This window comes from Bacillus sp. FSL H8-0516 (genome assembly GCF_038635285.1).
GTDB lineage: Bacteria > Bacillota > Bacilli > Bacillales > Bacillaceae > Bacillus > Bacillus safensis.
On sequence record NZ_CP152051.1, the window covers coordinates 3,553,154 to 3,567,185 of the forward strand.

The following is a 14,032-nucleotide window of genomic DNA, read 5'->3' on the forward strand; positions in this document are numbered from 1 at the left end:
CGAATGCGAGGGTTTGTCTGCACGCTGCTTTTATGCCGTCAAAAGGCTGGCCCTTATCGCTAATGTCTGCTCTTCCTTTGTTTTTTGATCCACCAAAGCAAAAAGCCCGTTCTCATATGCTAGTGAAAATAATTGTTCAATATGAAAAACTCCTGACTGAAACCGCCTGTTCAATAAATGCAGGGCCGCAGCACAGGCGACTTGAGCTGTTGCTTGAGACTCGTCGTGTCCTTTTATACCAAGCGCTGTATGATGAACCTTTTTCCCATCCGTCCCTGCCGCTTCCACTTTGACTGCATATTGATCTGTTCCCGCTTGAGAAGATTGAATCATTGAAATGGCTCTGTCCTTCATCTTCGGCAGTGTAAGGAACGACGTCAGTCCAAGGCTCCTTGTGAAGGCCAATGCACCCGTCGCAAGACGTGAATCAAAACAAAGCCTTGTCGTCACAGATGGCACATGAAGTGTGGAAGGCAATGTCTGTTGATCAGAGAAGGGGAATCGATAGGCATACCGCTTTCCAAGCTGTTCACCAAAGTTGACCTGTCTGCCTCCAGTAAAGCTTTTCATTCTTTTCCGCTGATCATGCTCAGTGAGTTCATATTCAGTATGGACATGATCAATCGTCCATTCAATCGCGGCTTTTCCATGCTGATCCCCCAACCCAAGCATAATCCCAATATCTATTTGATCCACTGATGAAAGCATAGATGCCGTTTTTGCAGCTAATAAATTTGTAAGACCGGGCGCGAGGCCTACACTGAGCAAAGCCGTAGCACTGATTTGCTGCTGATCCAGCTGTGCCATTTGCTCCATATACGCCCCCTTTGCAGAAATATCGATATAATCAATGCCTGCCCGCAGAACGGTTTCAGCAAATGACGTGTCATCTTGGTCGAGACACATGATCACCAGCTTTGTTTCATCCATCCAGTCCGAATGTAATGGCTGACTAACATCTAGTTTGTAAGGACGGACTCTTCTTTTTGTCTGCTGTGAAAATTGTTCGGCCTTCTCATAGCTCCTGCCCGCCGCAACAATTTGCCCTGGATACACTTCACTTAACTGAAGACATATTTGCTGTCCGACATGTCCATAGCCGCCAATTACCATCACCTGTGATCTCATCTCTCATCCGCCTCTCTACGACCTCGCTTGCAAACAAGCCCTTTGATCATTCCTGCCTGAAAATAAGGTCTGATGTCTCGAAACCCCGCCTCAATTAAATGTCCTCTCATCTCCTCCTCAGGCACAGGATATGTTGCACGTCCCAGCCTGTCATTAAAGGACGAAAACACTTCTTTTCCTAGACCTTGCCGCTTCATGAAAAGAGACAGCATCTGAAGCTCCTGCTGAAATGCGCTGGAATTCATCTCTCCTTGTATAAATGCGAGTACAAACGGGGCCCCTGGTTGAAGCCTTCGGGCAATCTCCTGTAAAAATGGCAGCCGATTTTCTACAAAATGAATCACGAGCAGGCTCACTGCGGCATCGTAAACAGCTTCAGCAGACACCTTGTTTAATGCGGTCTCATACCAGGTGACACGCGCCTCCATATGGAGCTGTGAAACCCGCTGTTTCGCCATATTCAGCATAGATGCAGACGGATCGACTCCTGTGATGAGCCAGTCTTCTTTTCTCTGAAGCATGTTGATGATCTCTTCGCCCCCACCCGCTCCGACAGTTAGAATACGAGAGGCCGCTCCCTTTATTTCAGCTTCTAATACATCTACTGATAACTCATGCAAAAGGTGATAGCCGGGTACTTTATGTGAAATCGTTGCTGCGTATGATTCAGCAACAGGGTCGTGCCAATGCTGGTTTCCTTTCATATGATTCTCCTCCAGTTCCTTTCCGCTTTCCATCGTTTCCTGTACACTAACGATATGACATCTTTATTGTAAAAAGAGGCACCAGAAAAAACGATCCCTAAAAGTGGGGGTTTTTGAGGAGGAGATCATGTGGTCAATCCAGCCACTCATTTTCAGCAGATAAGGCAGCACATTCGGGACGAGCTTGCTGCTGTCATTGATTTTGATGCCGTCTGTATCACAACCATCGATCCAGCCACTCTCCTCTCGACAGGTTCCTACACTGATGAATCGATTGAAGAAATTCATGACCAGCTCTTTCAAAATGAATTTTTAAAAAGGGACGTGCATCAGCATGAGTTTCTAGCCAAAGGCCCTATTCATGCTGCGAGTCTCATCCAAAGCGGGGCATATTTGAACAGCGAGCGCTATCAGCATATTTTGTTACCTAACGGTTGGTCTGATGAATTGCGGGCAGCCCTTGTGATTCAAGGAGAATGCTGGGGTATCGCCAGCCTTTATCGTCAAAAGGGCAAGGAACCTTTTCAGAAGCGAGATATACAAGCAGTCATCGATCTAACACCGGCACTTGCAGCCAAGCTGAGAGATGAGCTTTTCAAAAAAAGAGACACTGAAGATGATGATACGGCGGAGCAGCAAGGATTTCTCATGCTTTCAACTCATTACAAGCTTCTTTATGGAAATGAGACAGGGCTCCATTGGCTTCGTACATTTCAAGCCTTTGAACAAATCCATGACCAATCCGTCATGCCCCGCCCGTTCAGAGCATTAGGCGCTAAACTTTTATACGGCGGGACCGATCAAACAGCAGCAAGCATCACAAGAATGCCTACGGGGGTCTTTCTTTCCCTTCAAGCCTTTCGATTGGCGCAGGCTGACAGGCAGGAGGAGGCTGTCATGATTCACATCAAACGAGCCCAAACAAATGATATTCTTCCTTATGCAGCGAAAACGTACAGGCTGACAGAAAGAGAGATGAACGTCCTCGACTGCTTATTAAAGGGCCAGTCGACAAAGGAAATTGCGAGTACGTTATATATTTCACCCCATACCGTTCATGATCATGTGAAAGCGATGCTGCAAAAGACGAATTTAAGCAGCAGACGTATGCTTGTTTACTTTTTCTCCAATATATAAAAAAGCGGCTACCGCACTGGCAGACCGCTCTTTTCTTATTTTCCTAAAACCAGCTCATGCAGGACATGTGCTACTCCGGCTTCATTATTAGATTTTGTTACAACATCAGCTACGGCTTTGACATCATCAATGGCATTTCCCATAGCGACGCCGCAGCCTGCAAACTCTAGCATTGAGACGTCGTTCCCGTTATCCCCAATAGCCATGACTTCTTCACGAGGAATTCCCAGCTCCTTCGCTAGAAGCTTCACGGCATTTCCCTTACTCACATCAGGATGCAGGATTTCAAGGAAGAAATCTGTACTTTTTACCATCATATATTTTTCCTTCACTTCAGATGGAATGGCTTCTATCGTTTTTTCCAAACGTTCTGGCTGATCAATATACATCATTTTTGGAAGTCTCATCGATGAATCTGCCTCTTCAACAGGCATATATTTCAGCGGCAGTTTTGTTAAGTAGGATTCAAGCACTGTGTATTCACTAATATCGCGATTCGGTGTGTATAAATTGGCTGAATCGAAATAATGCATCGGCGTGTCCAGCTGACGGCTCAATTCATATAACGAAGTTAAGTCATCATAGGATAATGTCAGCTCTGACACCACTTCATTTGTATGGCTGTTTTGAACAAGCGCTCCATTATAGGCGATCACATAATCTCCCTCTTGATCAAGCTGAAGATCAGCTAAATAGCGATTTACCCCGCCAATTGGCCGGCCTGTACATAAAACAATTTTAATCCCTTCTGCCTTAGCCTGTTGAATGGCTTCAAACACTTCATCCGGCACCATATGTTGATCATTTAATAACGTACCATCCATATCAATTGCGACTAATTTATACATTCACTGGTCCCCTTTTCTCAGCAAAAACGTGCTGTCACTATTTTGAGCCATCATTACGATGATGACAGGTTATTTCATTACTATTTACCTATTTTAGCCTATCGTTTTTTCTTCACGCTGTCTACTTGTTCTTATCTGTAACAAATATCACAAGAGTCTACTCTATTATAACGCATTCTATTCATCGTGCTGATCACCCATTTGAAACAAGTAAAACAGAACAATTGTCCACCACTATAGAATGTTTTGAAACGAGCAAATCTAATTGTATGATGAATAGCAAAGAAAGGAGGTGCAGGGAATGATTACGTTTACGAGAGGTAAATTGTCAAAAATGTCTGGAGTACATATTGAAACCATTCGTTTTTACGAAAATGAAGGGGTGCTCCCAGAGCCCAAAAGAGCGCATAACGGCTATCGTCTATATGATAAAAAATATGTACTCATGCTGTCATTTATCACCGAAGCGAGAAAGCTAGATTTCTCCCTTAAAGAAATTCGTGAAATTATCAAATCACTTTTCGAAAAAAAGTCAAAAACAGAAGCTGAACAGCTGCTCGAGCAAAAAGTCGAAGATATCCAGCACTCTATTCAAGAGTTAAAAAAAAGGAAGGCAGCTATTCAATTGTTAACAAAGCAAACATTAGCAAATATCAGCTGATTGTAAGGGCTGCCAAAGGTGTGCCGGTGTTGATCACTGGCACACCTTCGCTCAGGTATCTCAGTACACGTTCAATGAAAACATCGGTTATACTAGAGTCAGCTTAACGAGTGGAAGGGGTTTTGAGAATGAACATCGCAACCATCGGAACAGGTATCATTGTGGAAGGCTTCCTGCAAGCGATTGAACAGCTCGACGGTGCTTCTTGTCACGCTGTCTATTCAAGAAAGGAAGCAACGGCAAAGAAGCTCGCAGACAAATTTGGGGTGCAGACAACTTATACGGATCTAACTGCTATGCTAGAAGATCCTCACGTAGAAGCCGTTTACATCGCATCACCGAATCGTTTACATAGCGAGCATGCAACGAAAGCATTGAAACACGGAAAACATGTGATATGCGAAAAGCCTTTCACCTCTAATGTGAAAGAGCTGGAAGCCTTAATCGCTCTCGCAAAGGAAAAGCAGCTTCTCCTATTTGAAGCCATTACGACCATTCATATGCCAAACTATCATTTGATCAAAAAGCACCTTCATCAATTAGGTAAAATCAAATTGGTTCAATGCAACTATAGTCAATATTCAAGCAAATATAATCAGCTGCTAGCCGGCGAAACGCCAAATGTCTTTAACCCTGAGTTCTCTGGAGGAGCCCTGATGGATATTAACATCTATAATGTCCATTTCATCATGAACCTCTTTGGATCACCAGAGCAAGTCCAATATCAGGCAAACCGCCATCCAAACGGTATTGACACATCTGGTGTTTTGACGTTCACTTACAGTGATTTTATTGCGACAAGTGTCGGCAGTAAGGATACAAGCAGCATGAACTTTGCATTGATTCAAGGAGAAAAAGGCTTCATTCATGTGAAAAATGGGGCGAATGGGTGCGAGGAAGTGCTGCTGCATGTTGATGACAGGGTCATCTCACTCAATGCACAAACGAATCCAAATCGTCTGTTTTATGAAGCAGAAGCCTTCCAGCAGATCATTGAAACAAAAAATCATGAACAGTGCTATGCATGGCTTGATGAAAGTCTCTCCGTGATGAAAGTTCTTGATGCCGCAAGAAAAGATGCAGGTATTGTTTTCCCAGCAGATCAAATTTAATGAAAAAAACCGCCTTCTATGAGAGGGCGGTTTTTGACGATTAAATACTCTTTGAATACGCCACAAGACGCTGAGACATGTGATTCACTTCATCGACTGCAGCATTCACTTGCTCTGTTAAAGCAGCCTGAGTTTGCGTAAGAGCTGTCATATTCGAGATATTTTCAAGAATCTCATCAATTTGTGTTTTCATATCCGTTAAACTAGATTCAATATTTTCCGTTGCATTGGCACTATGCAGCGCCAGCTTTCGTACTTCATCTGCAACGACAGAGAATCCGCGGCCTTGTTCACCAGCTCTAGCTGCTTCAATCGCAGCATTTAGACCAAGCAGGTTCGTTTGGTTTGCCACTTCTTTGATTAAGTCAGAAATATTTTTTGTCTCATCTGCACTATTTTTTGCTAAGTGTGCGGCAGACGTTGACTGCTCTTGAGCGACAGCAAGCTCCTGTGCTTGATTGGTCACAGAGCTAATGCCCGAAACCATCTCACTAATAGAACTTGAAAGCTGTTCTACTTGTGAAGCCATTTCATCTGCTGTTTTCTCTTTGTTTTTTTCTAACGTGATGTCACGAATGGTTCCTGCCACACGAAGAGGCACACCTTTTTCATCACGGATGGTTTCACCACCTGCATGATACCAGCGGTACTCACCATTTTTGCGTTGCAATCTGTAATCAATATCAAACGGTGTGCGTCCAGAGTGGTCATTTAAATGATCTGCAAAGGCTTGTAAAGCCATTTCTTGATCCTCAGGATGCAGACGGTCGCTCCAGCTGCTCAGAACATTCGGGAAATCTTTTTCGTCTGTAAAGCCAAGAGTTGTTCTGAACTGCGGAGACCACCAGAATTCGTTATTTGGATTGACTGGATCGCCGGCCTCTACCACCATGTCCCAAGGAGCTTCGACAAGCGCACGGTTGATTAAGTCATATCTTGTGACAAATGCTTGCAGCTCTTCTTCTTTCAATTTCTGATCATGAATATCAAAAAGTGCTCCCGCCACACGAAGAGGGACACCATTCCGATCGCGAACAGTCGTTCCAGTTGCTTTGAACCAGCGATAATCTCCGTTTTTTAACTTTAAGCGATATTCAATATCATACGGCGTACGCCCTGAATGATCCAATAAATGCGAAGCAAATGCATCTAATGTATATTCTTGTTCATCCGGATGAATTCGAGATGCCCAACTGTCTAATAGGTTTGGAAAATCGTGCTCATTTTGAAAGCCGAGCATTTTTCGGAATTCATCCGTCCATGTGAATTCATTTTTTGGATTGACCGGGTCTCCAGCGATGACGATCATATCCCATAAGCCAACTTGAATGGCTTTTGTCACTAATTCCACCCGCATTTGAATATTTTCATGTGCTTCCTGCATCTTTTGCAAAGCTTCATTCATTTGCGCCACTGCTTCTATCGTTTGGCTAGAAGAAAATGCAGCAGTATCTAATCTTGCTGAAAGGTCTCCCTTTTCAATTCGTTCTATTAATTGGCTGCTTTCACTCAGAAGGACTTCAGCCGATGAATCATTTGCTTTTCTCTTAAACATCTTTCATAACTCCTTTCAACTTTAACATTCTTGAAATATTTTACAGTTATAAACAATTCTTTATTAGGACTTTAGTAATACAAATGATATATCGACAAAAACTGAAAATTGTTTATGTCATAAATAAGGCAAATGTTCATTTATTTGAAGTTTCGTTTTTAGATATGGATAAAATAAGTTAATTATGGATATAAATATATGTTTTGATAGAATCAACCTCTATTTTTGTCTGAAAAATCTCTTTTTTTATATTGACACTGACGTCTTGAAAAAAGAAAATGGAACATAAGCATTTTTAAAAAAGGAGAACGTCATGAGCGCGAATCAGGAGCAACAAGAATTAAAAAAGCTTTTATCACCGCGTCACATTCGCATGATTGCGATGGGCGGGGTCATTGGTACAGGAATCTTTAAAGGAAGTGCCGATACAATTGGTTTAGCAGGCCCTGGGGTCATTTTTTCCTATGTATTTGCCGGATTGCTGCTCCTCATTGTAATGGCAGCATTAGCCGAAATGGCCATTGTGTATCCGGGAAATAATCTTCGCGACCTTATACAAATTGCGCTTGGTCAACGTTTTTCATTTGTTGTCGGCTGGGTTTACTGTTTTATGTGGCTCACTGTATGTGTCATTGAGATTATTGCAGCTGGCAGTCTGCTTCAATACTGGCTGCCGAACGTGCCGTTATGGTCACTCTGTTTACTTTGCTCACTCTTAGTCATCGGAATTAACTTAAATAATGTAAAATACTTTGGTGAAATTGAGTTTTGGTTCGCTGGAATGAAGATTTTCGTTATTATTGTCTTTATTATTCTCGGTGCAGCATTATTATTTGGGATCATTCCAAACGAACAAAGCACACCAGCGCTTACCAACTATCAAAACTTCGTCCCGAATGGATGGGGTGCGATCTTTGCATCACTTTTAGTGGTTATTTTCTCTTACGGAGGCTCTGAATTGATTGGGCTGACCATTACTGAAACAAAGGATGCGGAGAAGGTTCTGCCTGGAGTAGTCAAAAGTATGATGTGGCGGATTATCTTATTTTACACATTGCCGATTTTGATCATCTGCGGCCTTATTCCTTGGAATCAAATTGACCCAAATAACAGTCCTTTTGTCCAAGTCTTTTCTGCTGCTGGTATGCAAGGCGCCTCTCACTTCATTAATTTCGTCTTGATTACAGCCGTTCTATCTGCGGCGAATTCCGGAATTTATGGAACGACGAGAATGATTCATTCTCTTTCTAAATCAGAGGGCGGTCCGAAAAAACTGGCACGGGTCAACAAAAGAGGCGTACCCATTTTAAGTTTATGGGTTACCGTTCTATTTCTTCTTATCGGAACATTTTTTGCTTACTTATATCCGGACCAAATTTTCAGCTACATGCTGGCTATTCCTGGTTTTGCTGTTTCACTTATTTGGATCAGCATTTGTATGGCACATCTGAAACTGCGTCCAAAATATCCACAGGAGCCGTATTTCAAGGTGTGGCTGTTTCCGTATCTAACTTTATTTGCAGGTCTTGTACTCAGTTTGAGCTTTGTTTTGTTCCTATTCAGACAAGAAAACCTGCCTAGCTCCATTATCAGCATTGGTTTCTTAGTCGCTGCCATCATCGCTTCATTCTTAATGAAAAAGAAGGCTTAAACGCCAAAACCCGCCGGAATGGCGGGTTTTTTTATGAGCTGCTATCTTCAGTTACCTCAAAATCAACCGATGCTTTTGGGATGCCATTGATGATAATCGTTAAAGTATGGGTTCCCTCATAGTGCTTTCTCGTCGTCATATTTTGAAAGGACTGTGACCTGACGAATTCTCTATGTAACGCTGAACTTGTTTCAAACTCTGTGATTTTAAATACCTTTTGATTGCGGGTACCCCGAGCTTTGACATAGTCTATGGCATACTCTACACGCAGCTTTAGTGGCTTAGCAGCCTGAAGTGTAAATTGAAAGGTCATTTTCTCTCCAATACGAATAGGGTTTTGCACTACCTTCAAATCTGTTACTTGAACAGATGGATCATCCCCATAGCCAAACAAAGCCATGATATCTGGATCGCCTTTTTTTAGTAAGGTACGAGATGCATGTTTGATGATCCAGTTCGTATGTTCATTCGTTCCATACCAGCTTTTAGCCGTCTTCTTCATCAGATCAGGCCGAATCGCTGAAATGTCATTTAAGTGGTTCGCTACACTTTTTTGCACATAGCGCGCTGGGTCTGACTTCAAGTTTTCTAAAATAGGCAGCGTAACCGAAGGATCCTTTTTAAGTGCAGGAACAGTTAATCCCCATGGCAAACGTGGTCTGCATCCTTCACTAGCCAGCCGCCGAATATGCTCATTTTGATTCTGTGACCATACAAGCATTTGCGCCAGCATTTTGTCTTGATCCTGAATCAGAAAAGGCCGAACGGCAAATTCAGAAGTGGAAAAAGGCGTAAAGAATTCGAGCGCCTTGATCGAGATATCCCAATGTGCTAGGCCATATGTTTCGACGTAGTCTGGAAATACAAGCGCACTAAGTCCTGAAAAATGAGGGGCTGTCTGACGCAGCACCTCAATTGCCTGCTCATAATCCTTAGGCAGACAGGCATGCATCGATTCAGTGACTCTTCTCATTCTGCCTTTTAACTCAAGCTGCTGCCAATCCTTTTGAAACACAAGCCGCTGGAATTCTACAGCATCAAACCCAGTCGACGCTTGTGCAAGTTTCTCCGCTAATTCTTCAATAAATAATTCATGATAAACGTGTTTTAATGGTTCGATCGTGTCCGCCTCCCGCTTCTCAATATCTTTATTTTACCCCAATCTGACAAAGGTGGTATTGCCAAAAGCAAAAACAGCCCAATTCCGAAGAATCAGGCTGTTGCGTTTCACTAAATAAACATATTAATGATCATAATAAATGCAATCGCACAAACGGAAATGATCGTCTCCATAGCCGTCCATGTCAAAAACGTTTCTTTAATGGTCATCCCAAAATACTCTTTGATCAGCCAAAAACCAGAGTCATTGACGTGAGACAAAATCAATGAACCCGCCCCTGTAGCTAACACTAGAAGCTCTCTGCTCACATCCGGCATAGATGCAGCAATCGGTGCGACAATACCAGCTGCAGTCATCATGGAGACCGTAGCAGATCCTGTTGCCACACGAATAACCGCAGCAATCAGCCAGCTAAGCAAAATCGGCGAGATCGGCGAGTGTTTTGCTAAATCTGCAATATAATCACCAACACCCGAATCGATGAGCACATTATTGAAAGCCCCGCCTGCTCCAATGACAAGCAGAATAGAAGCAATCGGTCCTAAGCACTCATTACTAAAGGAAAGCACCCGGTCACGGCTCATCCCTTGCACAAAGCCAAGGCTGAAGAAAGAATACACCGTTGCAATCAGCAGTGCTGTAATTGGATCTCCAATGTACTTAAATACCTGATACCAAATATTGTCCTCTGGTAAAATAATATCCGCCAGTGTGGCAAGAAGCATTAGAATCACTGGCACCAAAATCGTAAACATCGTATTTGCAAAGCCGGGAAGTTTTCGATCTTCATTGCGTTCAGTAAATTGCTTTCTCAGCAGCTCTGGAACTGGTTTATGAATCCGCTTTCCAATCCACTTTCCATACAGCGGCCCAGCAATAATAGCTGTTGGCAAACCGACAATAATGGAAAAGAAAATGGTTTTCCCCACGTTGGCATGATAGATGCCGACAGCTGCCATAGCAGCTGGATGAGGCGGCACAAGACCGTGAACGACAGACAAGCCAGCAATGAGCGAAATCCCAATTGTCACGAGCGAGATGCCCGTTTCAATCGCAATCGTAAACAATAAAGGAATAAGAAGGACAAATCCGACCTGGAAAAAGACAGGTATTCCCACAATAAAAGCAACAAACATCATCGCCCAATGCACATTTTTCGTCCCAAACCGGCCGATTAATGTGTGAGCAATCCGCTCAGCTCCACCTGATTCAGCCATCATTTTCCCAAGCATGGTTCCAAGCGCTAGAACGATGGCCAGCAATGATAACGTATTGCCTAACCCCGTTTTGATGGATTGAATGATTTCCTGCAGGTCCATCCCTGTGGCAAAGCCGACTAACATAGAGGTAATGATTAAACTCACAAACGGATTCAACTTAGCAACTGTTATGAGGATGAGTAAAAGGACAATTGCGGCAATCACGATGAATAAAAGCATGCTCTCCCACCTTTTCCCTGATGTTTAATGATTTTGTTTTAATTGAAGCGCACTAATGACATCAAATTCATCCTTGAGTTTGTCATAGAGACGCTCATATAAGTAAAACAGTTCTATGTATGTTTCATTGTTCTCCATATTTGGTTCATGACTGGCAGAGATTCGAATCCAATCTTGAACCTCTTCTATCTCTTCCATATAACCTAAACTATGAAGTGCGAGCACGGCCGCCCCTAGTGCTGATGCTTCGTAGCTTTCCGGGACAAGTACTTCCCTGCCCATCGTATCCGCTAAAATTTGCCGCCACAGCGGAGATCGCGCAAATCCGCCCGACGCCCTGACATCCTTTGCTGAACCGGTTAAATCCCTTAAGGCAACACCGATTGAGAACACACTCATAATGACGCCTTCTAACACAGCTCTTATAAAATGCTCCCGCTTATGCTGAAGACCGATCCCAAAGAAAGTGCCTCTCGCATTTGGATTCCAATAAGGTGCACGCTCACCTGTTAAAAATGGCAGAAACAGCAGTCCCTCTGAGCCGGCTGGAACTTTTTTCGCAATATCAATCATCAGGTCGTAAGGGTCCACTCCAAGACGCTTTGCTACCTCTACCTCCGAGGATCCAAATTCATCCTTCAGCCATCTCAGCATGATCCCGCCATTATTCGTCGGTCCTCCAACCACCCAATGCTTATCAGTTAACGCATAGCAGAACGTTCTTGACTGTTCATCTGTTATTGGTTTGTCCACGACCGTACGGACTGCACCGCTTGTCCCAATCGTGACAGCCACCTCACCTTTTCCAATCGCTCCCACACCTAAGTTCGCTAGAACCCCATCATTCGCACCAACAACAAATGGTGTATCTTCCGCAATGCCCATTCGCAGGGCGATCTCTGGCTGAAGCCCTCTCAGCTGATACGTCGTGGGAACAAGTTCAGACAATTGATCAGCCTCAATTCCAGCAATACGCAGCGCCTGCTCATCCCATTGAAGCGTTTCCAAACGGAACAGTCCCGTTGCTGAAGCGATTGAATAATCGACGACATACTGACCGAAGAAATGATAAAGAATATATTCTTTGATGGAAATGAATTTCGCTGCCTTCTTGAAGACATCAGGTGCCATTTCCTTGATCCACCGTATTTTTGAAAGCGGTGACATTGGATGGATCGGTGTACCGGTTCTTTTATACACTTGGAAGCCGTCCATGTCTGAAGTGATTCGCTTCGCTTGTTCTGCACTTCTGTTATCTGCCCAAATGATACTGTTCGTTAACGCCTTGCCATGCTTATCCATCACAATCAAGGAATGCATCGCTGTACTAATCCCGACGCCTATGAGATGTTTTGCATCAAATGCTGCTTTCGTCAACGCACCTCTTACACTTGCAATGACGGCTTCTAATATATGTTCAGGGTCCTGTTCAACCCATGCTGGCTGGGGCTGAATGAGATCATAAGGAACTGAATGCTTTGCTATCACTTTCCCCTGTGGTCCAAACAGAACCGCCTTTGTACTTGTTGTTCCAATATCCAAACCAATTACCGCCTGGTTTCCCTTCATCTGTATCACGCCCAATCATTGATTTGAAATCATATTTTATTGTTTTGATATACCTGTTAAATCCCATTATAGGAATAATTTTTTCGACATTCAACGACTAAAAAGAAAATTATTTTCACTTAAAAGCTCAAAATCGTTACCACAACGGCATTTTTCACTAATAGAAAAATTTATTTTTGAAACCATTACACCCTTTTTTGTGAAATGGTTTCTCTCATTTGTTTTAAATTTGTTAAAGTTTCCTGCTGTCTTAAGTGAGCAAGTGCAAAGTATAGTACGTCAATGACAGTGAGCTGAGCAAGTCTTGCAGACATCGCTTCTGTTCGAAAAGCTGTTTCTTGCGTCGATGTATACAACGTGACATCAGCAAGCTGGCTCAATGGAGAGCGCTGATAACTTGTAATACCGATGGTTTTCGCTCCTTTTTCCTTTGCTGTTTTCATTGCATCGAGTAAATCTTTATTACGGCCAGAATGAGATATACCAATCACTGTACTGTGCTGGTCGAGAAGACCGGCAGACATCGCTTGAAAATGGGAATCGGTGTGAACAATACAGTTGATGCCTGTCCTCATAAATTTATGAAAAGCGTCTGTTGCAATAAGTCCGGACCCGCCACTCCCATAAAACTCTAAACGCTTTGCTTCATGAATGATTTGAATGGCTTTTTCTACATCCTCTGGATTCAGTAATTGAAAGCTATCCTTTAATGCAGATATATTCGCCTGAAAAACCTTTTGCATAAAAACGGCCGTATCATCATCAAGACTCATTTCTTCATCTACATAATCAGGCTTTGTTTGATCTATTTCCTGGGCAATTGCAATCTTCAAATCTTGAAAACCCTCAAATCCAAGCCTTTTACAAAGACGAAAAATCGTTGCCTCTGAACTCGCTGTCTTTTTGGCAAGCTCGACAATAGACAAATGAATAATGTCGCCAGGTTCACTCGTAATATGTTCTGCAATTCCTTTCAGCTTTGGCGGCAATCCTCTGCTTGCTGCTCGTATTTTTTCAATACTACTTAAACTGACAGAAGCCAATTGACTTCACTCCTTCCTTATTCATGTGAGCGCATACATTTCCTCATGTTCCCATCTTATAAAAA

At 43.0% G+C, this 14,032-nt stretch carries 12 protein-coding genes; 4 read left to right on the forward strand and 8 right to left on the reverse strand.

Features of this window, described 5'->3' with window-relative positions; all coding sequences use genetic code 11:
• Window positions 1–30: 30 nt before the first annotated feature.
• The gene (locus MHB67_RS18070) at window positions 31–1,128 is read right to left on the reverse strand and encodes a saccharopine dehydrogenase NADP-binding domain-containing protein (RefSeq protein ID WP_133744371.1); all 1,098 of its coding nucleotides are present in this window, start codon (window positions 1,126–1,128) and stop codon (window positions 31–33) included.
• On the reverse strand, window positions 1,125–1,832 hold the full coding sequence (locus tag MHB67_RS18075; protein ID WP_133744370.1) for a class I SAM-dependent methyltransferase: 708 nt from the start codon (window positions 1,830–1,832) through the stop codon (window positions 1,125–1,127). The genes MHB67_RS18070 and MHB67_RS18075 overlap by 4 nt, the downstream gene beginning before the upstream one ends.
• A 129-nt stretch (window positions 1,833–1,961) precedes the next feature.
• On the opposite strand from MHB67_RS18075, the gene MHB67_RS18080 reads away from it, so the two are divergent.
• Complete coding sequence (locus MHB67_RS18080) at window positions 1,962–2,969, forward strand: LuxR C-terminal-related transcriptional regulator (RefSeq protein ID WP_234107472.1); 1,008 nt, start codon at window positions 1,962–1,964, stop codon at window positions 2,967–2,969.
• Between the two features lie 35 nt (window positions 2,970–3,004).
• Here MHB67_RS18080 and yidA read toward each other — a convergent pair whose 3' ends face one another.
• Window positions 3,005–3,817, reverse strand: a complete 813-nt coding sequence (gene yidA, locus MHB67_RS18085; RefSeq protein WP_044334964.1) for a sugar-phosphatase — start codon at window positions 3,815–3,817, stop codon at window positions 3,005–3,007.
• A gap of 301 nt (window positions 3,818–4,118) precedes the next feature.
• On the opposite strand from yidA, the gene MHB67_RS18090 reads away from it, so the two are divergent.
• Both MHB67_RS18090 and MHB67_RS18095 read left to right on the forward strand, forming a co-directional pair.
• On the forward strand, window positions 4,119–4,478 hold the full coding sequence (locus MHB67_RS18090; RefSeq protein WP_024423948.1) for a MerR family transcriptional regulator: 360 nt from the start codon (window positions 4,119–4,121) through the stop codon (window positions 4,476–4,478).
• A gap of 128 nt (window positions 4,479–4,606) precedes the next feature.
• On the forward strand, window positions 4,607–5,590 hold the full coding sequence (locus tag MHB67_RS18095; protein ID WP_342492692.1) for a Gfo/Idh/MocA family oxidoreductase: 984 nt from the start codon (window positions 4,607–4,609) through the stop codon (window positions 5,588–5,590).
• Window positions 5,591–5,630: 40 nt separating this feature from the next.
• Here MHB67_RS18095 and MHB67_RS18100 read toward each other — a convergent pair whose 3' ends face one another.
• Window positions 5,631–7,145, reverse strand: a complete 1,515-nt coding sequence (locus MHB67_RS18100) for a PAS domain-containing protein (RefSeq protein WP_257802321.1) — start codon at window positions 7,143–7,145, stop codon at window positions 5,631–5,633.
• Window positions 7,146–7,458: 313 nt separating this feature from the next.
• Here MHB67_RS18100 and MHB67_RS18105 point away from each other — a divergent pair, with 313 nt between their 5' ends.
• On the forward strand, window positions 7,459–8,796 hold the full coding sequence (locus tag MHB67_RS18105; RefSeq protein ID WP_172881133.1) for an amino acid permease: 1,338 nt from the start codon (window positions 7,459–7,461) through the stop codon (window positions 8,794–8,796).
• Window positions 8,797–8,827: 31 nt separating this feature from the next.
• Here the strand turns inward: MHB67_RS18105 and MHB67_RS18110 are convergent, their stop codons facing one another.
• The 4 genes from MHB67_RS18110 to MHB67_RS18125 all read right to left on the reverse strand — a co-directional run bounded on the left by MHB67_RS18110 (window position 8,828) and on the right by MHB67_RS18125 (window position 13,967).
• Window positions 8,828–9,811, reverse strand: a complete 984-nt coding sequence (locus MHB67_RS18110; RefSeq protein WP_257802320.1) for a hypothetical protein — start codon at window positions 9,809–9,811, stop codon at window positions 8,828–8,830.
• 215 nt (window positions 9,812–10,026) lie between these two features.
• Window positions 10,027–11,355 carry a GntP family permease gene (locus MHB67_RS18115; RefSeq protein WP_024427563.1) on the reverse strand — a complete coding sequence of 443 codons (1,329 nt, stop codon included), beginning with the start codon at window positions 11,353–11,355 and terminating at the stop codon, window positions 10,027–10,029.
• 24 nt (window positions 11,356–11,379) lie between these two features.
• Window positions 11,380–12,924, reverse strand: a complete 1,545-nt coding sequence (gene gntK / locus MHB67_RS18120) for a gluconokinase (protein ID WP_133744366.1) — start codon at window positions 12,922–12,924, stop codon at window positions 11,380–11,382.
• A 185-nt stretch (window positions 12,925–13,109) separates the two neighbouring features.
• Window positions 13,110–13,967, reverse strand: coding sequence for a MurR/RpiR family transcriptional regulator (locus MHB67_RS18125; protein WP_024423955.1), 858 nt, complete (start codon window positions 13,965–13,967; stop codon window positions 13,110–13,112).
• Between the last annotated feature and the right edge of the window lie 65 nt (window positions 13,968–14,032).

Bases quoted from the DNA above. Each gene is read 5' to 3' on its own strand.
- MHB67_RS18095 (WP_342492692.1), top strand. From the start codon at position 4,607: ATGAACATCGCAACCATCGGAACAGGTATCATTGTGGAAGGCTTCCTG.
- MHB67_RS18070 (WP_133744371.1), bottom strand. From the start codon at position 1,128: ATGAGATCACAGGTGATGGTAATTGGCGGCTATGGACATGTCGGACAG.
- gntK (WP_133744366.1), bottom strand. From the start codon at position 12,924: ATGAAGGGAAACCAGGCGGTAATTGGTTTGGATATTGGAACAACAAGT.
- yidA (WP_044334964.1), bottom strand. From the start codon at position 3,817: ATGTATAAATTAGTCGCAATTGATATGGATGGTACGTTATTAAATGAT.
- MHB67_RS18075 (WP_133744370.1), bottom strand. From the start codon at position 1,832: ATGAAAGGAAACCAGCATTGGCACGACCCTGTTGCTGAATCATACGCA.
- MHB67_RS18090 (WP_024423948.1), top strand. From the start codon at position 4,119: ATGATTACGTTTACGAGAGGTAAATTGTCAAAAATGTCTGGAGTACAT.
- MHB67_RS18115 (WP_024427563.1), bottom strand. From the start codon at position 11,355: ATGCTTTTATTCATCGTGATTGCCGCAATTGTCCTTTTACTCATCCTC.
- MHB67_RS18105 (WP_172881133.1), top strand. From the start codon at position 7,459: ATGAGCGCGAATCAGGAGCAACAAGAATTAAAAAAGCTTTTATCACCG.
- MHB67_RS18100 (WP_257802321.1), bottom strand. From the start codon at position 7,145: ATGTTTAAGAGAAAAGCAAATGATTCATCGGCTGAAGTCCTTCTGAGT.